Below are 24,275 nucleotides of genomic sequence, written 5' to 3'. Positions count from 1 at the left end.
AGAATTCTACCAATGTTAAGAGATTATAAACTGAAAATATTACTACTTTTTCTTGGATGTATCACTTTGAGCTGTTCAGATAGCCAAAACACCAAGTTTCAAAAAAAAGAGTTTGATAATAAAAAGAAGGTGGTTCGTAAGATCCCTCAATTAGACGACTCCAACGCTTTAAAAGAATTAGAATGGTATGGGCCAGAAAACCCAGAAACAATTGTTGTAATAGAGACAAAGTTTGGGAATATTAAAATAAAGCTGTTTAAAGAAACAAGTAAACATAGAGCTAGTTTTATTATGCTGGCCAAAAGAGGGTACTTTAACGATTCTCAATTTTATAGAGTAGTAAAAAACTTTGTTGCTCAGGGTGGAGATTCTGATGACCCCGCTTTTAGAAAGAAAAAACGTGCTATAGGTAAGTATCATATTCCTAATGAAATTGACCCTAGACGTTTTTATCATAAAAGAGGTGCTTTATCTGCTGCAAGATCTTATAAAAACAATCCTAAAAGAGAATCTACACCTTTTGACTTTTTTATTATTCAAGGTAGAGAAGTTACCGAAGGTGATATGTTACAATCTGAAGATGAGAATGGTTTAAAGTATACTGACGAACAAAAAAATACTTATCGTAAAATTGGAGGCGACCCTCATTTAGATGGGCAGCATACTGTTTTTGGTGAAGTAATAGATGGAATGGATGTTGTTGATAAAATTTGTGACCAAGAAACCGATAAATTCGAATGGCCTGTAGATATTATACCGATGAAAGTAAAAGTGATTGAATAAACTAATTCTCTATTAATTATTAATTGATGATGTAGTTATTCTAAAACTATACGTAATTTGTATATTAAGCAGTTGAACAGTTAAAATTGGGACAAGTTAGACTAAAAAGAAGATCCAAAACTTCCGAGTTTAATTATACAACTGCTTAAGTTGGCAACAATAAGTATTTGATTTATACAGATACTTTACGGCTATTATTTACAGTTTTTAAAAAACACTTTGTTTTGATTTTAAGTATCGACACCTCTACTACTGTTTGTTCAGTAGCATTACATACATTAGAAGGTCAATTGTTATCATATTACGAGCAACATATTGACAAGTCTCACTCAGAATATCTTGCTGTAATGATTCAAAACGTTACAGAAAATGCAGGTATTAACATGTCGGAGTTATCTGCTGTCGCTGTTTCTGAAGGGCCTGGTTCTTACACTGGTCTACGTATTGGTGCATCTACTGCAAAAGGTTTATGTTTTACTTTAGATATACCATTACTTGGTGTGAGTACACTAAAGTCTATGGCACTTCAGATTTCTTATACAACAGATGCCGAAGATATCATTTGCCCAATGCTTGATGCCCGTAGAATGGAAGTTTACACAGCCTTATATACTAAAGGAATGGAAGAGCTACTTTCTCCTCAACCTATGGTAATGGACGAGAATAGTCTTTCTGATGTAAAAGCACGTTTAGTTTATTTTGGTAATGGTGCAGAAAAATGTCAAGAATTACTTGATAACCGACCAACTAAATTAATCAAAAACATTGTTCCATCTGCTCAATTTATTGGAGAATTAGCAGTAGAGCTTTATAAGGCAGAAGATTTTAAAGATGTTGCTTACTGGGAACCTGAATACCTTAAAGAATTCCAAGCAACAACTCCAAGAAAGAGGTTATAAGTCACTTTATTCACCTATAAAAAAGGTCTTTACCTTAATTTTAAAAGTATACATTACGGAATGTCCCTATTTGAAGATCAACATAATTTTGCAGAAGTAATTTTACCTGTACCTCTACCTAAAAGTTTCTGCTACAGTATTCCTTTAGGTACAGATGTAGAACTTGCTGTTGGTCATAGAGTACTTGTAGAATTTGGCAATAGAAAAATGTATACGGGTGTTGTTTCTGAAATTCATCAGAAAAGACCCGAAAAATACGATCCTAAACCTATCTTAGAAGTACTTGAAGTAGATCCCTCTGTAACAGAAATGCAGATTAAGTTATGGAAGTGGGTAGCTGAATATTATATGTGTACTATTGGTGAAGTACTAAATATTGCACTTCCGTCTGGATTAAAACTAAGTAGCCAATCTTATATACAATTACATCCTAGTTTTATAGTAGAGGAAAACCTAGAGATGTTGAATGATAAAGAATTTACTTTATTATCTACTTTAGAAAAAGAACAAACTGTAGCTTACTCTCAAGTAAGTAACATTATTCAGTTAAAAAGTCCCTATAAAACAATTAAAGATTTGATTGCCAAAGAAGCTATTCTGCTGATAGAGCAAATCAAAGAAAAATATAAACCAAAGATGGAGAAACGCCTCCGTCTTACTGAACAATATGCCGAACACCCAGAAGTATTAGATAAACTTTTTGAATCGCTTGGTAAAAAAGCAAAACAAGGAGATGCTTTATTAAAATACCTCACTTTAGTTCCTGTACATGAAGACCACATGACTAATTATCATGGTGTAAGTAAAAAGGAATTTATCAATGTAGGAAAAGAGTTATCGGCTAGTTCTGTTGGTACAATGACCAAAAATAAGATATTTGAAGAGTTTGAAAGGCAAATACCTCGTTTCGAATTATCTATTGCTGATAGAATGCTGCCAACTCCAGAGTTATCTGCAGCACAAAACGAGTGCCTACAAAAAACAGTAACAGGTTTAAATGATAAAGGCGTTTGCTTATTACATGGTGTAACTGGTAGTGGTAAAACAGAAGTTTATTTAAAGTTGATAAAGAGCGTGATCGAAAATGGATCACAAGCTTTATTTATGATTCCTGAAATTGCCCTTACAAGTCAGTTAGTACGTAGGTTAAAAGTCTACTTTGGTGATGTATTAGGTATTTATCATTCTAAATTTTCTGATAACGAACGTGTAGAAACATGGAAAGGCGTTCAAGAAGGGCAGTTTCAAGTAATTATTGGTACTAGGTCTTCTCTATTTTTACCCTTTTCTGATTTAGAATTAATAGTAGTAGACGAAGAACACGATAGTTCATACAAAGCAAACGACCCTGCCCCTAGATATCAAGGTAGAGATGTTGCATTGGTATTGGCTCATTTCCACCATGCAAAGGTTGTTTTAGGTTCAGCAACACCTTCATTAGAATCGTTTTATTTAGCCGTTAAACAGAAATATGCTTACGCTGGTTTAACTGAACGGTACGGAAATGCTCAATTGCCAGAAATCAAAATTATTGATATAAAGGCAATGAGAAAGCAGAAAAAAATGAAAGATGATTTTTCTGACGAGCTACTTCAGTTGGTGCACAAAACTACCGAAGAAGGAAACCAAGCCATTTTATTTCAAAATAGAAGAGGATATTCACCTTATGTTAGTTGCGAAACCTGTGGTTGGGTACCCTCTTGCCCAGATTGTGCTGTAAATCTTACTTATCATATTTATAGAAATGAATTACGCTGTCATTACTGTGGTCATAAAGAACATGTTCCTAAAACGTGTGTTTCTTGCGGTGGTACATCTTTAAAAACTGTGGGGTTAGGAACTCAAAAAGTAGAAGAGGGACTAAAAACATTTCTTACTGATATTCGTGTAGGTAGGCTTGATCTTGATACAACAAGAAGGAAGCACAGTTACGAGCAAATTCTTACTGATTTTGAGCAAGGACATATAGATGTTTTAGTGGGTACACAAATGGTCACTAAAGGGCTAGACTTTAATAATGTACGTGTAGTTGGAATATTAAATGCTGATAGTTTAATTTTCTTTCCAGATTTTAGAGCACACGAAAGAGCTTTCCAATTGCTTACGCAAGTAAGTGGTAGAGCAGGTAGAAGAGGTGATGCAGGTACAGTTATTTTACAAACAACAATGCCTAAAGAAACACTCTTTGCTAAAGTAGCTCGACATGATTACCGTAATTTTTACCGCAAAGAAATACAAGAACGTCAGCAATACCATTATCCTCCATTTACAAGATTAATCAAATTAACTATTCGAAGTGAAAAGCAAGAACTCACAAGAGATAGTGCCGAATGGTTAGGTAAAAGATTAATCAATTGGTTGGGTGCAAAGCGTATTTTGGGTCCCCAAGAACCGGTCATCAATAAGATAAGAAACTATTACCTTTCTGAAATCATGATAAAACTCGAAAGAGAAAACTTTGATTTAAAGAAAGCTAAGAACTACATCCATCATGCTATACTTAATTTAAAAGAAGAAAAACCTTTTAAACGTGTATGGGTAAGTATTGATGTAGATCCTAACTAAACTGTGCTATTGCACATGTACAAAAGCCGCCCAATAATAAGGGTGATTGTACTCTTGCTGTAATGCATCTTTTGCTTTATTTACAGCAGCATCAATATCTTCTAATTCAATAAAATTTTTATAGAATAAAGTCATGAATTTTTGAGTAGCAGCATCATCAACAGTCCATAAACTAATAATTTGATGCTCAATACCCGCTAATTTAAAGGCTCTTTGAAATCCATATACACCCTCACTCCTCGTACTTTGACCAACCCCAGATTGACATGCTGAAATTATTGCCAATTTAGTATCACGTAAATCATAATTAGACAATTCACTCGCCATTAAAATTCCATCATTCTTACCGTTATAACTTTCTCCTGTCTCCCAAAAATAATTTGCTCCAGAAAAAACAATCCCAGCTCTATTCATTGGGTCAGGATCAGAATAAATCATTTCAGCACCTTTAAAAGATCCCTCTTTAATATTGTCTTTTTCAATATATGGAGAAAAGTAGGCATGAGAAGCAATATGTAATATTGGCGTTGGTGTTTTACAGTACTCAATAAATTGATCTTCTGTTGCTGAAGTTCCCGTAAATAGATCAACCTCTACAGATGAATAAGTTAATTCTTCATTAATTAAATCCACTTCTTTTAAAGTTCCATTCAAGTAATTAAAAGTACCTCCTACCAATTGTGGTTGCTCATTTTTACTAGTAGTTGAATTTGTCGCCTTTTTAGTTTTTATTTTTAAACCACGTTCATCATCTATTCCATTAGTAAGATCAATTGCTTGATCATCGTAATTCATACCTCCGAATATTGTCGCTTTTCTTTTCGAAAAGCTTGTTTTATTGGCTATTTGAGAGGTTTTACTAACTCTACGTAATTTAAATTCTTTACCAAATCTTTGAGGCGATTCTGCTATATTCACTTTCAATGCATCGAATGCTAGGCCATGTAAAATACCTGTAGGAGAATAGTAAATTGTTTTTACATCATTAAGATAAGGTAGTAGTGGAGTTATTATTAGTTGAGCTATTTTTTCAGAATTCTGATTATAAATAATATCATTAATTTCTTTTTCAGATTGTCTTACATCCGGTTCTATTAACTGTTTTAATTCATCTTCTTTACATAAAGGAACAAACTGTGGTGTTTCTATACCTTTAGTAACCACTAACGCAGCATAATTATTTGGTGCGTAATAAACATATTCTATAGCAACTTCTTTATCTTTTAAAGCTTTATCTACATTCTTCCAGTTAATATCATTTTCTTCAATTTTAGAAAAAACTTCTTTTCTAGTTTTTATTGCTAATTCTTTATGCAAACCGAAACTAATATCCTTTAAACTATCTATATCCATATTCTTATTATGGAAGAGGATCTGTTTTCTCACTTGCATCCAATGTTCAAACAAATTCTTATACTCTTTATTTTTACTATTAGCAGCATATTTTCTGATAGCTATTACAGAAGATAAACCTATTTCTTTAGACAGTAATGTATAATTATAAGCCAGTTCTAATGTTTCTGGTGATGGCATTTTTTCTGCCATCAAATAAATAATATCGCCACATTCTTCTGATAATTTAATTATCTGTTGTTTGTCAAGTTTAGAAGGATTCAGCATAATATTTTTAATTAGGTAATCAAAATAGTTATACTCTTCGCTTACAACTGCAACATCTATATTATCAAACTTTTTTTCTTGTATCAGAATTTCTACATATTTCATGTAGAAATAAAACTTATAAAATCTAAGGTAAAATGTTGAAAAAGTAATATTTGTATCTTCTTCCATTTCTGGTAAATCTACTATCTCTTTTTTAGATTGAGTATAAGCCTTAAGTATATATTTTTCTGCTTTAGAATAGTCCTCTCGTTCTTTACAAATTTCTGATAAAGTAAAGTAACTCCTTGAATAAACCTTTTCTTTATCCTTCCGAATTAATTCTATACTAGTAATATAAGCCTCATTATTTCTTTTTAATGCATGTAACGTTTCTATCTTAGTATTTGAAATAGCACTATAAAAAGGATTTTTTATAGTATTATTTTCTAAAAATTGATTGCAAAGTACTAATGCTTTTTCATATTCTTTTAATTTAAGATATGATGAAATCAACATAGATTCATTAATTTTAAAACCTAATTTTTGTTGCTTCAATTGTATTTCCAGTACCTTTTCATAATTATGTTGTAAAAGATATAAGCTTTCTAAATACATTAAAAATATTTGATAAAAATAAGTAGCTGTATCATTAGTTGCCTCAATTTTGTTTACTGCTTCATTCACTATTTTTGTTGCCAAATAATATTGATTTGTTTTAAACATTTTACCTGAGAGTAACATTACTGTGCTATAATCTAAGGGTCCTTTAGCTAAATTTTCACTAATAATTTTGTCAAAATTTAAAGACTCACTTTTTGAGATACTCCATAGACGCTGAACATCTCTATTAAAAAAAAAATATTTTTCTTTATCCTGTTCATTTGCATTATCATACAAAGTATTCAGTCTATTAATATAGGGAGTTTTATAAAAAAAATCATCCGCTAGCTTCTGAAGATGATCAGTCGAAAGTGGATATTTTTGAGTATTTATTGCTATATAACTTTCTATAATCTCAAGTAATTCTTCCAATTCCTCAAAGCTCTCTTTTTCATCCATTTCATAATGAAAAAGAAACAGTTTTACTTCTTCAAGGTAATCCCATTTTGCCTGAATGACTGCAGCATATTTATTTTTATCTTTTTTAGTATAATCGTAACTCAATTTTTGAAAAGTAGCACTCTTTATGAAAAAACTTTTTTGATCAAAATCTTTAAATACCTCTTTAGCCAATTGTTCTTTACAATCTTTCTCATTTTGCCTTATTAGCGCAACATGTAGATCATTTATAGCCTCTCTTTCATTTTGAATAGCTGTCAACGCATCTCTCAAATCCTGAGATGTATATATTTTTTGTTGAGCATAAAGAGAAGTAGTTATTAATAAAAGTAATAGTAATAATTTGGTCTTCATTGTTTGTTAGCTTTTGATTTTAGATCAAAATTAATAAACAATTATAGTATTTAAAAAGATTCTAGTAGTAGAATAGCATATGATATTAAGAATTTAATTAAACATATACCCACAACAAACTATACAATTAAATTCAATACAAAAGTTTATTGCTTATACTATTTCTAGATAAAAATAACCTAATAATTGATACATATTTTTGATAGATGTATTTATAGAATATTAGAACCGAAAAAAAATAGGCTACCTCATAAAGAGGTAGCCTAAAGCTATAATTTTCAATTACTAACCAAAAATTTATTTTACAATAAACTTCTTTGTTTGAGCTTCTAACTCGTTGCTTATTTTCATTAAGTACATTCCTTTTTTAAGTAAATAAACTGGAATTGTAGTTTTCTGACTTTCAACAGGCATTGAGAGAACTTTATTACCATTAATACCATAAATATCAATAGTTCCATTTCCATTAAACATTGCAGCGTTTACATTTACAATAGTATTGGAAGGATTAGGATACAGAGATACTTCTTTTATTTGTAAATTATTTTCTAAAGACTCTCCTCTTTCTACTGAAAGACTTGCCACCTGATTTATACTACTTCCTGCAGTAATTGTAACCAAATAATCTTCAACTTCACCATAAGTAAAGCTTTCACAAGGGGTAGATGCAGCACCGTATTTCATTGCTACTCTCATTCTCGTTGTTCCCAATACTGCTACAGATGGTATTACTTGAGACGATGTTAATAAGTTTTGATTACTTGACGAACCTTGTACAAATAATTCATTCGTATCATTAAAATCTCCATCCTGATTGTAATCTATCCAAATAGACCAATATACGGTATAACGTGTGTTTCTATACCCTGCACTAAATGATATTGTTTCTGATGCTCCTCTAGTAATTGTACCCGCATTTAGAGTTGTATAATCTCCATACCCTCCATCTTTAGCAGAAGTATTTGATAAACCTCCTACTCTTACATCATCAATCCAGAAATAAGAATCGTTACTTCCTTCTGAACTACAATAATTTACAGGCGTAACTACTTCTTCTAAAGTTGTAAAAGTAATTGCAGTAGTATAATCTGATGTACCTGATGTACAGTTAGTAGCAACTCTTACTTCATAAGAAGTATTTGCTGATAGATCAGTAAATGATGCTGAATTTGTTGACGCTGTATATGTTGACCATGTTCCTCCTGTTTCTTTTAATTGAATTTCATAATTATCGGCTGCAGAGATCGCATCCCAAGAAATATCTGCACTATTTACTGTAATAGTACTTGTCATAAGAGTTGTTGGGGTATCACAAACTTCTGGTGTATCCGTTGTTATAATTACTTCATAATCTTCTACTTCCCCATAACTAAATGCTTCACAAACTGTTTGTGCACCTTCGTATTTCATAGAAACTCTCATTCTTGTAGTTGTTGCAACTGTCCCTATTGGAATTGTCACCGTTCCTGTTACTGTAGTTTTAGTCAAACTTCCTGCATCAAAAACTAGTTCGTTGGCATCTTCAAAATCTCCATCTGCATTTAAATCAATCCAAATTTTCCAATATTCATCATAAGATGTACTTGTAAAACCAGGTGCTAACGATACATCATAAGGTGTACCTGATGCCATTGTTACAGATTTTGAAGAAGAAAAATTAGTATATCCTCCATTAGATCCTGTTGTATTCAACATATCACCAACAGTAACACTTGCAATCCATTCATAAGAAGCATCGTTTCCTTTAGAAGCACAATACGCAGATGTTTCTCCATATTCTTCTCCAACACCTACTGCATACCATGCATTTGTAGTTTGAATAACCTCATTAGAACCCTCTCCATATAAATCTATGGCAGATTGAATTGAGAAAGTACGGGCGTTTGCAAAAGTTGATGTTGCGGATAAATAAACTGCTTCTGTTCTGTAAGCAATTGCACCTGCTTTATCTATTCCTATACCATTTACAGAATACGTACTACCAATATCGTTTGTACCTGATTTACCTTCTACCAAGATGTAAAACCAATGGTTTAAAACACCACTATTGGTATGTACACCACAATAATCGTTACTTCTAGTTGGTGTTCCACAATTTGGATTTTGCCAATTAGTTCCTCCATAAGTATCTGGCTGGCCTTCAGATTTTGGGTTTCGCATAGAACGTAATGCTTGGTTATTTGTTCGGCGTTCAATATCCTCACCAATTAACCATTCGTCTTTTTCTGGAGCTGCAAATTCTTCTACACAGGCACCCCATATATCAGAGAACCCCTCATTTAAAGCACCAGATTCTCTTTCATAAACCAAACCAGCAGTTCTCTCACAGATTGCATGGCCAATTTCATGAGCAGCAACGTCTAAAGATGTTAGAGCATCAAAATAAGTACCGCTTCCATCTCCATACGTCATTACAGAACCATTCCAAAAAGCATTATCATAAGCTTTATCGTAATGCACATAACTTTTAATAGCTGCACCATTACCATCCCAGCTATCTCTATTAAAAGATGTACTGAAATAATCATACGTCATTTGGGCTCCCCAATGTGCATCTAAAGCTGCATTGTCTTTTTCGGTATTATCCCATTCTGCAGAAGTCCAATTATTATCACTATCAACAAAATCTACAGCTCCGTTATAATTTGTACCCGTATTCATATCATACGTTTCGATACCATTACCTCTAGTGAAATCACGTAAACGATAACTGCCATTGTAAGCATCTGTTTTTGATGTTCTATTGTTAGAATAACGGGTATCAAATGTTCCTTCAGCTTCAGCGTGTTTTATTATTTGATTTATATGAACAACTTCTCCACTAATAGCATCTATAAAAATGTATGCTCTACTTAATGGTTCTTCGGCATAGATATCAAACTTATAAGCCAACACAGGTTTCATTAATGTCTTTCTATCTTTAGATTCAAAATTAGGGACAATAACAAGTTCTCCAGAAGGATAAAATGTTGATGATTTACCATCGCTCATTTTCAAAGCAATCTGCTCTTGATCAGCTCTTTGCCACATATACTTAGAAGCTCCTACATTTTTAAGCGCAATAGATAATGCTTCTTCTTCGCTTAAGTTGGCTTTTACAGATTTAAGAGCAAGTGGTTGTACATGATGAACAATAGAAAGAGGGTCTTTTTCCTTAAAATTTAAGGTATAACCTCCATATTCTACTTTTACATCTTGATAATACTCTTGAAATCTACGGTGACTAATCCCTAAATTGTCGGTTTTTGTTTCAATTTGCTTAAAACTCGTCGGATTAGTTAGATTCAGTTGTTGCCTCAGAATACCTTCAGCAGATTGAACAGTTATTGATTGATTTCGAGCGTTGGATTTATTAAATCGGATTATTTCTTGAGCGTGTACACTCAATGATAGGATTCCAGACAGAACCACTATTGACAATAGTACTTTCATTATTTAGTTAAATTATTGAATTGGTGTTTATGCTCGTTGTATGAGCTTATTTACGTAGTTAGTAATTGAAATGATCATTTAATTATAGCGTTGTACAAATATATTGAAGTTAATTTCACAATTGCAACTAACTGAAAATGAACACCCTACTGTTAATATATTTAAATCTGTTTAAAATACTATAATCCCAACATTATGCACTCAAAATAAATTAGACTAAGTACGTTTAAACAAATAAGGCTTTAGAGTATGTTTTTCTTAAAAAATTTAACACTTTAAATTAAATCAACTACACCTATAAGGTCTATCAAAAAACTAGAGATTATACAAGAATTTCATTTTCAAAAAAAACAAAAAAAAACACTCGTCTGATTTTATCAAACTAGTGTTTCCTTAAGTTCTCGACTAAAAAGTCTTGTTTATGTATCTTTGGTTTATCAATTACCAATAAAAACAGTACTATTTTTACCTTTAAATTGATACAAAACTAATATAAATGAAATACACGCCTTATTTATTGCCTAATTACGTACTCTAAATACCTTGTTTTTTCTCCATTTCTTCCTTTCTATACTTGATTTGCAAATCCAACATACAAGCTGCACATAAACAATCGTCAAATTCTTGACGCATTTTTTGTGTCTCTTCGTATGTCATTTTCACTTCATAGCATTGGCAATGCGTTACATTACCAACCTTACATTCAAATGTTTTACCACATCTTTGGCAATTCTTTATTTCGTGTTCAGGCATATAAAAATCGATTTTAAGTAATTATTTTCACAAAAAAGCATACTTCTACAGAGTTCTTTAAAAGGATTAAAAATCTTTATTATTCGATTTTTTAAGAATAAATCCGACAGGTAAAATAATCCACATTAATAGAATTAAAAATGAAGTAAACATACCTAAATTTGTACCAAAAAACTGTTGAAATATAGCACCTGTATAACCTAATAATGCTGAGATATCTAATTTAAGTAAAATAAGAATCCTAGATAAATCAATGGGGTTAAACATAGTTGCTATTAAAGAAAACTTATCAAGTGGGTATTCATTAAAATATAAGATGGAAATTAAAAATGCTCCATCATAAATTACAGCTAAAAAGAGCCACATTAATATCGAAAAGCCAAACCCCTTAATTTTATTGTCAATAGATAACGTAATGTTATAAGCTAAGGCTACAAAGATAAAATTTAAACAAGTACCTACTAACAGCAACAAGGTAAAATCAAAGATTACTGAAGATTTCAATAACCCATACAATAAAAATGAAATACCTAATCCTAGTACTAAACTTATTGATAAAGATAATGAAATACCTAAATATTGCCCTAAAAAGATTTTACTTCTTTTAATTGGATGTGCCAACAAAAGCTCTGTAAATTCTTTTGAGTTATAATAATACATTGTCCCAAAAATAGTTGCAATTAAAGGTGTTAAAACAATAATCACGTTCATTAATGTAATGATAGCTTTGCCTATATCATTATTTAGAAACAATAAAACAGAACTTAAAGCCAAGTAAAAAACAAAGTAAATATAAGTCCAACGGCTACGAGTTAAATCAAAGATGGAATATTTTAATATCTTAATCATATTGTTTTAAAATTAAATTAGCGATAGCCATTTCAAGGTTAGTATTATTGGTTTGTTCTTTTAACAAGGCAATACTCCCTTTGAAATAAATTTTACCATCTAATAAGAAAATAATATCATCAGAAACCTCTTCAACAAAATTAATAATGTGTGATGTTATTAAAATAGTTTTTCCTTTATTCTTTTCTTTTTCAATTAACTCTTTTAAAGAAATAACACTTACAGGGTCTAGTCCTGTTGTTGGCTCATCTAAAATAATAATATCAGTATCTACCATAAACGATAACACAAGATTAACCTTCTGTTTTGTTCCACCTGATAGTACACCTAATTTTTTATTTTTAAATTTCTCTATTTTAAAGAGGTCTATTAATTCATCTTCATTTGTATCTTTATTTCTGAGGTTCTTTACCATATTAATTAATTCCGAAACGGTAAGATTATTTGGAAAATTTGCTATTTGAGGTAGGTAACTAATATTAGTTCTATATTCCCACTCACCAAGAACACTTTTTCCATTATAATCAATGGTTCCCTTATCAGGAATAATCATTCCTAGAAAGCTTTTTATTAAAGTAGTCTTACCGGAGCCATTAGGACCCAAGATTGCAAATACTCCTCCTTTTGTTATCTCAAGGTTTAAATCTTTAAGAACTTCTATCTCCCCAAATTTCTTACTAAGATTTTTAATATCTATCATTAATTTTTTTCATTATTGGTTTTTGATCCTGTAAGTTTTCCAGTGTAAATACTGGTGATACTTTTTCAGAAAAGTTCACAATATCAATAAATAAGCTTCTCAGAAGAATCAAAGATTCAGGTGTCTTATTAACTATATAAGAAAATAAATTAACAGGGTGGTAGGGAATGTCACCAATTCCATCCTTATCTAAATCATAGCCTGTATAGTCGCTCCAATAATTTGCTTCAAATCGATTATCATTTAATTTACTGTTATAAGACAGATTAAATGAATTAGAAATAAAATTATTATAAGTGAAAATATTTTTATAACACCCTCCTGTAAATTTTACAGCCCAACCGTTTCTTACAAAATGGTTATTTTGATAATTAATTCTTGTACATCCATCAATGTTTATTCCTGTAGTATTTTGTTCAAAATAATTATGATCAATTTCTGCATCATAAATTTCTTTTAGCAGAAGACCATATGAAGATGCTCCCCAATTATAATGAAAGGTATTATGATGCATTTTTATATATTTAGAAAACATTACGGCAACACCGGCATCGTTATTTTTAAATTCATTATGGTGATATTCATTATTATCTGAGAACATAAAATGTAATCCATAACGAATATTATTTCTACTTACATTATCATAAATAAAGGAATCTGAAACAAATTCAAGATAGATACCATCTCTTAATTTGAAGATCGTATTTCCTTCTATTCTCATTTTCTTGCAATGCCATAAATGGATTCCATTTCCGGAGTTGGCTTCAATTTTTGCATCTCCTGAAAGTGTATTCTTACTAATCAATCCATACATAGATTTTTCAATCAATAAGCCAAAAAAAACATTTTCAAAAGTGTTATTTCTTATTGTGAAATTTTTTCCTTTTTGAACTAAAATTGCTGCATAATCTTTTATATAACTCTTCCCTACATTTCGTAATGTAAAACCAGATATAGAAAAGTTTGATACGGCTGAAAAAATTAATATATAATTTTTAAACTCACCATCAATTACCGGATTATCTTCTCCAATTAGGTGAATTGTTTTGGTTATTATTAATCCTGATTCTTTATAAATACCACTTCGGACAACAATACTATCACCTTCATTTGCTAATTCAATAGCTTTCGATATTTCATTTATTTCACAAGTTTCACAAACATTTATAGTTTTTGAAAATGAAGAAAAATTAATTAAAAAAAATAATGTTACTACTATATATATCTTCATATTCTTTATTAAATCTTGAATACATATATGATTTAGCTCCTAAGTACTTAAGCATAATTTTATAAGTACCCATACAGAATTATTCTATTTTGATTGAGTAATTATAAATAAGTATTTAGCTTTTCTATAAATACTATTTTATTTATTTAGATTTGAGAAGTGCTTCTTAAGTTCATTCCAACTATACAAATCACCTCCAAATTTTTTTTGAGCCAACTGTCCTTCTTTTTGATTTTCAAATGCTGATAAAAAAGCTCCCATAGGGCTTTTTATGTTTTTTGTGATTAAAAATACACTTGTATGTACGTCAACCAAAACTGAAGGATGATTGTAATCTGCTACAAGAATATATTGGAATATATTTTCATTATTTTCTATCTTTATTTTATTAACTAAACACTCAACACTATCAAAAATATATGCTCTTCCTTTCTTTGAAACTACTTGTGCAGCATGTGATTTATCTACTACAGTCATATCACAATAACTACAATGGTCTTTACCATAAACTATCTCTTTTGGTTCTACTGTACACGACAATAACATTAAGGTTAAGCAAAAAGTATATATATATCTCATTTAATTTATCTTGTTTTAGCTTCTTTATTTCCAACCCAAAATGCTATTACAGAAAGCATCATTCCTACAAATAGAAAAGCTGATCCTGCTCTAGGGTATGAATGTGCCACAAAGTTTAAAATTACTTTTGATCCTATTAAAGGAGGTTGAAAACCCATTAGGGATCCATCATCATTTTTAAATGACAAAATAGCTTTTGGATCTAAATCAAACCCGTAATCATGCTCCCACAAATAGAAATCATACATTGCGAGAACACCTAAAACGGATAGTAAAACAAACCAAAATAAATAAAGCTTCGGTTTTCCTAAAAATGAAAACAATAATCCAAGGATAATCACTCCTCCTAAAACATAAGGAAAGTATTCAAATTCAGGAATTGTATCAGGAATTTGTTTCATACCCACATAATGATTCATCAAGTTTATATTTTTAATGTCAAATTCATCATTTGCTCCTTTGAATTCCGTTAAATATATATTCATTCCCAATGGTACTGGGTATTGAGGGGCTTCTAATGCAATATTCCAAATTGGAAATAAAAACACTCCTATCAATAATAAGGAGCCAATTAACATCAATAATCTATGTTTCATAACATATAGTAATTTACTTTTTATTTAAAAAATACTGCATTACAACTTTTTAAAAAAATAAGAGTTTGTGTAATACAGTACTTTTATGATAAGTGGTTAGTCGCTATTTATTAATATTCCTTTTTAAAAATTTGACTACCTATTCAGAGTCTATAATTAAAAAGATTTAAATATTTATAATTCTTCAGACGCTGGGTCTTCATCATCTAAAGTATATGAAATTGGTAATTTAGAATTTTCAGGTGAAACTCTAATATACCCTTGCATTTCTTGATGTAATGCTGAACAGAAATCTGTACAATAGAACGGCCATACACCTACTTGTTTTGGTTCCCAGATAAATGTTTCTGTTCTACCAGGCATAATCAACAATTCAGAAGTATTAGCACCAATCATTGCAATACCATGAGGTACATCATAGTCTTGTTCCAAGTTGGTTACATGGAAGAACACTTTATCACCAACTTTTACTCCTTCAATATTATCTGGAGAGAAGTGAGATCTAATCATCGACATATAAATATGCACTTCTTTTCCTTCACGAATTACTTTAGATTCGGCTTGGCTTTTCACTACATATGGATGTTCATTTTCTTCTAATTGGAAGATTTTTTGAGACTTCTTAGTCAATAAATCAGCTGGGCAACCTGCAGCATAGTGAGGTTCTCCAATTGTAGGGAAGTCTAAAAACATTTCCATTTTATCTCCACTGATATCAAATAATTGAGCAGATTGGCACACTTCAGGACCTGTTGGTAAATAACGGTCTTTAGTGATTTTATTCATTGCTACTAAATATTTGTCAAATGGTTTTCTAGAGTTACCACCTGGGATCATTAAGTGACCTACAGAGTAGTATACAGACTTTCTATCAATAACTTGTAGATTTTTAATATTCCATTTCACAACTTCAGAAGAAATAAAGAATGTTGTATAAGCATTACCTCTTGTATCAAATTCAGTATGTAATGGTCCTAAACCTGGCTTTTCTAATACACCATAGTTTACAGCTTCAAAGTTTAAAATTGGAATATCATACGCTTCTCCATCAAACTTTTCATTCTCAATTGCATCCAACATTTTAGTATATGAATGAACAGTTAATGAAGCTGATAATTTACCATTACCCACAATGTACTCACCCGTTGGGTCTACATCACAACCATGAGGAGACTTTGGTGTAGGAAGGAAATAAAGAGCCCCTGGAATATCTCTTGGATCTACAACTAGAACTTCGTCTTTAATTTCTGAGGTAGCAAGGTGCTTCTTATCATTCCATACGTTATGAGCATATTTAGCTTTTTGCATTTTACCTGCACCTTTAGCTACATACTCTTCAATTTTTTTCCAGTTAATTGCTGCAATAAAATCTTTATCATTTTGAGAAGCATTTACTTCTAATAATGAATGAGCTTCTTCAGTGTTGTAAGATGAAACGAACATCCAACCATGTGATTTACCTCTACCTGGGTGAGGTAAATCCCAGTTAAAACCAGGCATGCTAATTTGGAAAGCAATATTCATTTCACCTGTTTTTTGATCTACTTTCACAAAAGATACATATCCTTTAAAGTTACCTTTGTATTCTTTAATAGGCATATCTCTTTGAGGAACTGGTACACCAAAACGGGTACCACAAACTACATATTCAGTATTTTCTGTAACAAAAGCTGAACTGTGATTACCTGCAGAGTTAGGGATTTCAAGAATTTCTTCTGTCTCAAAAGTTTCTAAACTAATACGTGCAACCCTAGGAGTGTTATTTTCATTAATAAAAACCCACCTTCCATCTAATTCTCCATTTGTTTGAGAAATATCTGGATGGTGAGCATCACCCCAAGGAACAAAACCATGAGATGTATTTAACATCGGCTTAGTTTCTTCGTTATATCCATATCCTTTTTCAGGATCTTGAGAGAATACAGGAATTACTCTAAACAATCTACCAGAAGGGATACCATAAACAGATAACTGCCCACTAAATCCACCTGAGATAAAACCATAAAATTCATCATGTTGCCCTGGAGGAACATAAGCTTTTTCCGCCATAGACTGATCTAAGGCTCCTTTGTTATTTTGTCCTTGATTTCCACAACCAATTACAAGAAATAAACAAGAAATAAGTGCGAGGAGTTTGTGAAATATTTTCATATTACTTATTAGTTCTTAAAAATTCTAATATTGAGCGAGCTTCAGACTTAGAAATACTTTGATTTGCCATAGGAGCAACATACTCTTCCAATAATTTTTTAGCAATTGGGTCATGGGTTGTCATATAATCAGGATGCATGATCATATTTATAATCCATTCTGGCTTTCTCCTTTCAGTAACTCCTTTTAAAGCAGGACCAATTAATTTCTTTCCTAATTTATGACATGAGGTACAATTTCTTTTATATGATTCTTTACCTTCTGCAGCTAATTTTGTATCTATTTCACCTAGATCAATAGATGTAACAAGTTCTACTTTTACAGAAGTTGGAGTAGTAGCTTCTGCTACCTTTTTAACAGGAATTATCTTCCTTTTTTTTGTTTCATTTCCACCTCCTGAGCAGGAGAATAAGAATAGAAATGACACACTCAATAGCAAATATTTCATGTTAGATTTTAGTTTTTATAAATAAATATTTTTCGCCTTTTGAAGAAAAAAATCTATGGTAATAGTACTTTATCAATAACAATAATATACCCATTAGAAGTTGCTACTTCACCAAGTACTTTTGCTCCACCAATATAAATTTCTTCATCTTTCACTTCAACATCTAAATAGTCGTTATTAGCAGTATAAATTTTCCTACCTTTCTTAGCATTTTTCTTTAATTGCTTCTTATTATAAGTACCTGGAGCAGCATGATGCGTTAAAACCTCAGTTAATTTCCCTTTATTTTTAGGTAAAATTAAACTTTCTACTGTACCATCTGGTAAGGCTGCAAAAGCTGCATTAACAGGTGCAAAAACTGTAATTGGTCCAGCATTTACTAAAACATCTTCAATACCTGCTGCTTGAACAGCCACTACTAATGTTGTGTGATCTTTTGAACCTAATGCAACTTGTAAGATGTTAGGATCTGAAACTTCATCAACTACAGATGATTGCCCTTTAGCTTGAACTTGTTCTTTTACTACTTCATTTTGGTTAGAATCAGATGATATATTACCACATGAAAAAAACATTCCTACGAAGGAAAAAAATAAAAAGTTCCGTCTTAAATAATCCATAAAAAAAACTTTATTGTTTGGAATTAAAAAGCTGACGTCTGAATAAAATTAATCTTAGTCTACTTTTATTTTATTCATTTTAATAACTGATCTTTCGTTGAACTAAAAATTCATGAATAGTGAATAGTATAATTATGTAGATACTAACTTAAGCTGTTTTAGATAGTTTAATTCCTATAAATCAGTGTTTAGCATTGTTAATCTCAATTTTACCAAAAGGTCAAAATGATTTCAATATTTTTAATCTTTACAATTCTATGTATACTAACATATAAACAAAAAAATGGTTCTTTTTGTGATCGCCATTTTCGTTGGAGATTTGCTCAAAAGCGTATTCTATTTAAGTAAATTGGTTTTAATCTGCTTCGCCGTCATTAGCCACCAGATATAGTACATCTGTAGAATACTCTTTATTTTTAGGATTTGCTTGACAAACCTTATAGGGAAATCTAATCCCTTTATATAGACTTCAAGCAATTATGATATAAAAGGTTAGGTAACTTGTTAATAACAAGTTCATTTTTGTCTTTGGTATATTATTTTATCTTCTTTATTTGTAAATTTTTAATCCTTCACAATTACTTCAAAAAAACAGGATCATACACTGTCGTTTCATCTTCTAATGAAATGGTTAAAAGAAAATTTAAGATATTTATACTTTAATAATAGATTTACCTTTAGTATGGTCAATATGATAGTTTATAATAGTGTTTATTGAATTATGAAGTTTTTCAGAAATCGTATCATCAATAGAAATAACAGAATTATCTCTTTCTATTTTTCTAAGGAATAGTTTAACAGGTTTTCATAATATTCGGCTATCTAAATTGGGATCTACAAGCATATCACTGATATAATCATGCTTCATTATATTTCCTGTAGAAGCTGAAAGCCCAGTGGCTTTGGCTTGGTGACCTTCTGCGATTAAATAATCTCTATATAGTTCAAATACATCAAGTCTTTTCATAGAATAATAAAGATCTACTTTCTGTCAAAGAAATGAAATTTTAAAAGAGCGAAAGCTCAGTTATAATAAATTGATAGATTCTGGTTTAGAAAATCCCTTCTAAGAAAAATCTATACTACATTAAATAATATATGTGAAAATACTGATCTAACAAGAGATTACAGGTGACGACCATCACCTCTTTTAATAAACGTAATTTAAACGCATAACATTAACATGATATTCACATATCATACTGGTTATTAACAAATAAAAGGAAAATATCAGCAATGGTATTAATTAACAAAACACAATTTATATATTTTTTAAGGTATAGGTAGAAGCTATACATTAAAGTACTCTATTTTTTTAAAAAGAATCTTTTTGATAGTTTAATGACATTTCATTTCTACTTGCTCTGTTGGATCTTTACCTTCTAAAGCTTTAGAAGATTCATGGATTTTGTATGCTCTCATAAAAAGTAACCCACCCATTAGTAAAAACAGCACAGGATAAATTTTCCTAACATTGTTTCTCACTTTAGTTTCAATAAACTGACCTGCTACTGCTACTGCAAACATCATAGGTATAGTTCCTAACCCAAATGCAAACATAAAGCCCATGCCTTCAAAAACATCACCAGTAGATAAAGCAGTCATCATGGCCATATAAACTAAGCCGCAAGGAAGAAAACCATTCAAGATACCAATACTAAAAAAGGTATGCCATTTGGCTTGTCGCATGTGTTTTCCTAGTTGTTTACGGACAAACTGAAACCACTCTCCTAAAAAGGGAACAAGTTTTAATAATCTATCTGGATTAACAGAAAAAATACCAAAACAAACCATCATTACGGCTAAAAAGAGTGTTAGGTAAACTTGATACCCTACCATCCAAGATAATCCTTGCCCAATTAAACCTGCAAAAGCACCTAATAAACTATATGTAAATGCTCTACCTAGATTATAAGATAGACGATCAAATACTAATCTTGGACCAGAAGTACTACCTCCTTGAATAGCTAATGCTATAGGGCCGCACATTCCTAAACAATGAAAACTGCCCGCGAAACCTAATCCGAGGGCAGTGATATATAATTCATTCATTTTGATCTAAATCACAAGAGGTTTTTCATAGAAGTATTTCTTGTCACCTTCTGCAAAGGAAAGTTGTAAAATCCATCTACCCCTTACTATTCTAGAAACATCTATTTTTTGTTCATTTTCGTTACTCAATGCTAATTTCACATTAAAATCTAAACGTGAATCAGAAGGTCTGAAAAAACGAATTGAACCTTCTACTTTATTTAATTCAGGAGGGAGAATTACATCTACCATTCCATCTTCTTTATTTAATGCCAATACTGGTAATGCTGAAAGCTCTTTTACATTCTGCTTTTGTTTCAACTTCACTTCATATAGTTGCTCTTCAGAATAATATTCCTTAGATACCATATTTACTGGTACTTGAAACATTTTGACAACCAATGAAATCATCGTGACTCCGAATATGCAAAAGGTTATAACTACAGCCCAACCCCAATTAATTTTCATTTTATTATTATTTAAATCTCTTCTATTATTTCTTAATAGGTCCCATAAAATTGGTTGTTATTTCATCCAATTCTTTATCACCATTCATTAATTTAATAGTGATTTTATTTTTCATGCCATCAAGGTCTTTTGGATTAATATCAATAAAGAAAACACCATCTAAATGCCCTCCTACCTCTAATTTCATGTCTCCTCCTGCTGTTGTTATTTTGCCTTCTGGTTCTACCAAAATTACTTTAACATCGTTGTAATCAACACTACTTTTATTAACTACCTGTAAGGTATAAAGGTTTCTGATATCTCCATTCTCTGCTTTTTGATATAGCATACCTGGAGCTCTTAAAACAGTTGCTTCGATATCTCCTCTTTTAACCAAAGCAAACACAATCCCTACAACCATTACTAGTAATACAGCTGTATATGCTTTTATTCTTGATGTAAACTTAAATGGTTGTCCTTTTTCGATATCATTGGCAGAAGCAAACCTAATTAACCCTCTTGGCTTCTCAATTTTATCCATTACTTCATCACAAGCATCAATACATGCTGTACAGTTTACACATTCTAACTGTGTACCGTTTCTAATATCAATACCTGTAGGGCAAACATGAACACATAGTTTACAATCAATACAATCTCCTAGAGGTTTTTCTTCTGAGATATTTTTATCAATATCCTGTAAAGTCATTTTTCTTACTTCCTCTTTTGGCTCTTCTTTTGGCGTAGGAGGAGTAACTTCTTTAATTTCAGGTTTTTTGATTTCAGGTAATGATGAAGCTGGTTTTTTAGGTTTTCCAACTATTGGTTTAACACTTGCTGCAGCGTTACTACTTCCGCAACCACCACAACCACCTTGAGCAGTTTTTCTTGTTTTCTTTAATTTACCTCTTGGCTCACCTCTTACATGGTCGTAAGAAATTACTATTGAATCTTTATCTAAAAATACACCTTGTAAACGACCATAAGGACATACTTGCGTACAAGCTTGTTCTCTAAATTTAGCAAACACATAATAGAATATTGCCGCAAAGCCAATATGTGCTAAAAACACAGGCCAATTATCTGCGGGTCTATGTGTCATCATTGTTACCAATTCATCTCCTCCAACAATATAGCCAATCACCATATTGGCAATAGCTAAGGAGAAAACTATAAATATGGTATGCTTAGCCCCTTTCTTGAGAATTTTCTCCCGAGTCCATGGAGCATTATCTAATTTTCTTTTCTGATTGGCATCTCCCTCAATCCAATATTCAATTCTACGGAAAACCATTTCCATAAATACCGTCTGAGGACAGGTCCAGCCACACCATACTCTACCAAAAACAACAGTAAAGAGTACTATAAATATTATTATAGCAATCATTACCAATACAAAAACAAAGAAGTCTTGAGGTACGAAAAGCCTCCCTAAAATCACAAATTTCCTTTCTAAAACATTAAGCATGAACATAGGCTGTCCTGCAATTTTTATAAAAGGCCCTGCAAAGAAAAATGCAATTAAAATATAGGCTACCCATTTACGAGCATTGTAATGCCTACCACTAGGTTTTTTAGGATACAACCATACTCTTTTACCTTGAGCATCAACTGTAGAAATAGTATCTCTAAATGAGTCTGGGTTTTGTGAACTTAGGTCTTTTTTCATTTTTGTAGATCTCAGTAAAGATCGTTATTGATATATGATGATATGTCAATATGTAATTTAGGAAAAAAGGGTAACCTTTTCAAGATTACCCCTTTTAATAAGAACGAATTATCAATTATTTTGCAGCTACTTTATCACCTTGAGGAGCTTTCCCATTTGGAGGGTTTGTTCCTTGAAGACTTACAATAAAGCTAGATAATTGTTGCATTTGTAATGGCGTCATTTTCGACTCCCAAGCTAACATACCTTTTGCAGGTACACCATACTTAATTGTTTTGAAAATGCTTGCTACATCGCCACCGTGTAACCAGTATTCGTCTGTAAGATTTGGACCTACACCACCTTCACCAGCACCACCATGACAAGCTTTACAATTTGCTATAAATATTTTCTGACCTTCATCTATGCCACTTTGTTCTGTTAAAACAGTAACATTAGATTCATCAATAGAATTTGCCATTGTTGCTAAGTATTCTTCTTTTGCAACTTGTGCAGCTTTAACATCGCTATGGTATTCTGCAATTGATACAGGTTCTGCATCAGAATCTTGCCACCAGTGGTAAACACCTAAGTAACCAAAAGCAACTACAATACAGCCATAAAATAATGCTTTCCACCATGGCGGAAGATCGTTATCTAATTCTCTAATTCCATCATAATCATGGTCCATGATTATTTCAGCTTCTAATGCAATTGGCTTAGCACCTTGCATTTTTTGCCAGAAGAATTGCCATCCTCCAGAAGTTCCTTCTTTCTCGAAAGCTAAATCTTCTTGCGTTTTAGGTGCAGATTGTAAACTTTCTTTTACAATAAAAAGAAGGCCTAAAGCCACTACCATTATACCAACAAACAGTAAGGCTAATATAAATATCAATACATAGACAAGTACATCGAAGTTGTCTACACCATAAATCAACTGATCGGTTTGCGCAAATGCCGAATGTCCTGTTAGGAACATTGCCAGAAGCGCCATTATTTTTCTACTTGCAGATTTCATGATTCTGTTCAATTTGAGAGTCAAAATAGATTAAACTATTATTGATTCGAGTGTTTTTTTGTTACTACTACAGTATAAAAGACCAATGCTAATACTAGGAAGATTAAGAAAAAAACAATGATGGCGAAACCTAACAATGTTACTGCCCACTCACTAGCACTCATCAAGTTTAATGAATCTTGTAATGAAGACTCTGCAAATGATGATGTTGCATTCAATAAGATTGCACCGATTGTCAAGACGAAAGACAATAGTGGTTTAGAAAGTTTACTTAAATTCATTTGTGCTGTTATTTTCTGTCTCTTCTTCTAGATCTAATGGTAAACTTGATATTTCTGTAACAGTCTCCTTTTTCATTTTAAAAGCATATAAGCTCCATGTTAAAAAGAAAGTAAAGAAAATAATAAATCCAATTACTGGAAAAATATCAACCCCTTCTATAGATCTAAGTACATCTTTATACATAATATGTATTTTATAAAAGCCTCTCTCAGTAATTACTACCAAGAG

The 24,275-nt window shown here is 31.4% G+C and carries 20 protein-coding genes; 3 read left to right on the top strand and 17 right to left on the bottom strand.

Annotated elements, in window-relative coordinates:
- Positions 1–12 precede the first annotated feature (12 nt).
- The 3 genes from EI427_RS01115 (at position 13) to priA (ending at position 4,247) form a co-directional block, all read left to right on the top strand.
- The gene (locus tag EI427_RS01115) at positions 13–783 is read left to right on the top strand and encodes a peptidylprolyl isomerase (RefSeq protein ID WP_126610828.1); all 771 of its coding nucleotides are present in this window, start codon (positions 13–15) and stop codon (positions 781–783) included.
- Between the two features lie 224 nt (positions 784–1,007).
- A complete protein-coding gene (gene tsaB / locus EI427_RS01110) occupies positions 1,008–1,682 on the top strand; it encodes a tRNA (adenosine(37)-N6)-threonylcarbamoyltransferase complex dimerization subunit type 1 TsaB (RefSeq protein ID WP_126610827.1) in 675 nt (224 codons plus the stop codon).
- 60 nt (positions 1,683–1,742) lie between these two features.
- A complete protein-coding gene (gene priA, locus EI427_RS01105; RefSeq protein ID WP_126610826.1) occupies positions 1,743–4,247 on the top strand; it encodes a replication restart helicase PriA in 2,505 nt (834 codons plus the stop codon).
- Positions 4,248–4,253: 6 nt separating this feature from the next.
- Here the strand turns inward: priA and EI427_RS01100 are convergent, their stop codons facing one another.
- The 17 genes from EI427_RS01100 to EI427_RS01020 all read right to left on the bottom strand — a co-directional run bounded on the left by EI427_RS01100 (position 4,254) and on the right by EI427_RS01020 (position 24,230).
- Positions 4,254–7,262, bottom strand: coding sequence for a CHAT domain-containing protein (locus EI427_RS01100; RefSeq protein WP_126610825.1), 3,009 nt, complete (start codon positions 7,260–7,262; stop codon positions 4,254–4,256).
- 297 nt (positions 7,263–7,559) lie between these two features.
- Positions 7,560–10,694 carry a M4 family metallopeptidase gene (locus tag EI427_RS01095; RefSeq protein WP_126610824.1) on the bottom strand — a complete coding sequence of 1,045 codons (3,135 nt, stop codon included), beginning with the start codon at positions 10,692–10,694 and terminating at the stop codon, positions 7,560–7,562.
- A gap of 534 nt (positions 10,695–11,228) precedes the next feature.
- On the bottom strand, positions 11,229–11,447 hold the full coding sequence (locus tag EI427_RS01090) for a cysteine-rich CWC family protein (protein WP_126610823.1): 219 nt from the start codon (positions 11,445–11,447) through the stop codon (positions 11,229–11,231).
- 66 nt (positions 11,448–11,513) lie between these two features.
- Positions 11,514–12,296, bottom strand: a complete 783-nt coding sequence (locus tag EI427_RS01085) for an ABC transporter permease (RefSeq protein WP_126610822.1) — start codon at positions 12,294–12,296, stop codon at positions 11,514–11,516.
- Entirely contained in the window at positions 12,289–12,996 is a 708-nt protein-coding gene (locus EI427_RS01080; protein WP_126610821.1) for an ABC transporter ATP-binding protein, read from the bottom strand. The genes EI427_RS01085 and EI427_RS01080 overlap by 8 nt, the downstream gene beginning before the upstream one ends.
- On the bottom strand, positions 12,983–14,227 hold the full coding sequence (nosD, locus tag EI427_RS01075) for a nitrous oxide reductase family maturation protein NosD (RefSeq protein ID WP_126610820.1): 1,245 nt from the start codon (positions 14,225–14,227) through the stop codon (positions 12,983–12,985). Before nosD ends, EI427_RS01080 begins: the two co-directional genes overlap by 14 nt.
- Before the next feature lie 138 nt (positions 14,228–14,365).
- Positions 14,366–14,806 (bottom strand): nitrous oxide reductase accessory protein NosL, encoded by a 441-nt coding sequence (locus EI427_RS01070; RefSeq protein WP_126610819.1) that lies wholly within the window; start codon positions 14,804–14,806, stop codon positions 14,366–14,368.
- Between the two features lie 5 nt (positions 14,807–14,811).
- Positions 14,812–15,402, bottom strand: coding sequence for a hypothetical protein (locus EI427_RS01065; RefSeq protein ID WP_205727887.1), 591 nt, complete (start codon positions 15,400–15,402; stop codon positions 14,812–14,814).
- Positions 15,403–15,576: 174 nt separating this feature from the next.
- A complete protein-coding gene (gene nosZ / locus EI427_RS01060) occupies positions 15,577–17,553 on the bottom strand; it encodes a Sec-dependent nitrous-oxide reductase (protein ID WP_126610818.1) in 1,977 nt (658 codons plus the stop codon).
- 1 nt (position 17,554) lies between these two features.
- Entirely contained in the window at positions 17,555–18,001 is a 447-nt protein-coding gene (locus EI427_RS01055) for a c-type cytochrome (protein ID WP_126610817.1), read from the bottom strand.
- A 53-nt stretch (positions 18,002–18,054) separates the two neighbouring features.
- Positions 18,055–18,621, bottom strand: a complete 567-nt coding sequence (locus EI427_RS01050) for a fasciclin domain-containing protein (RefSeq protein ID WP_126610816.1) — start codon at positions 18,619–18,621, stop codon at positions 18,055–18,057.
- Positions 18,622–19,959: 1,338 nt separating this feature from the next.
- On the bottom strand, positions 19,960–20,673 hold the full coding sequence (locus tag EI427_RS01045; protein WP_126610815.1) for a sulfite exporter TauE/SafE family protein: 714 nt from the start codon (positions 20,671–20,673) through the stop codon (positions 19,960–19,962).
- Between the two features lie 6 nt (positions 20,674–20,679).
- The gene (locus EI427_RS01040; protein ID WP_126610814.1) at positions 20,680–21,120 is read right to left on the bottom strand and encodes a FixH family protein; all 441 of its coding nucleotides are present in this window, start codon (positions 21,118–21,120) and stop codon (positions 20,680–20,682) included.
- A gap of 25 nt (positions 21,121–21,145) precedes the next feature.
- Positions 21,146–22,768 (bottom strand): 4Fe-4S dicluster domain-containing protein, encoded by a 1,623-nt coding sequence (locus tag EI427_RS01035; protein ID WP_126610813.1) that lies wholly within the window; start codon positions 22,766–22,768, stop codon positions 21,146–21,148.
- A 115-nt stretch (positions 22,769–22,883) separates the two neighbouring features.
- Positions 22,884–23,765 carry a cbb3-type cytochrome c oxidase N-terminal domain-containing protein gene (locus tag EI427_RS01030; protein ID WP_126610812.1) on the bottom strand — a complete coding sequence of 294 codons (882 nt, stop codon included), beginning with the start codon at positions 23,763–23,765 and terminating at the stop codon, positions 22,884–22,886.
- Between the two features lie 38 nt (positions 23,766–23,803).
- The gene (locus EI427_RS01025) at positions 23,804–24,046 is read right to left on the bottom strand and encodes a hypothetical protein (protein ID WP_126610811.1); all 243 of its coding nucleotides are present in this window, start codon (positions 24,044–24,046) and stop codon (positions 23,804–23,806) included.
- Positions 24,033–24,230: a cbb3-type cytochrome c oxidase subunit 3 gene (locus EI427_RS01020; protein WP_126610810.1), complete on the bottom strand. Its 198-nt coding sequence runs from the start codon at positions 24,228–24,230 to the stop codon at positions 24,033–24,035. The genes EI427_RS01025 and EI427_RS01020 overlap by 14 nt, the downstream gene beginning before the upstream one ends.
- Positions 24,231–24,275 lie beyond the last annotated feature (45 nt).

Source organism: Flammeovirga pectinis (assembly GCF_003970675.1).
Lineage (GTDB): Bacteria > Bacteroidota > Bacteroidia > Cytophagales > Flammeovirgaceae > Flammeovirga > Flammeovirga pectinis.
The sequence above is the reverse complement of the archived record's forward strand: the minus strand, read 5'-3'. Positions and strand labels throughout refer to the sequence as shown.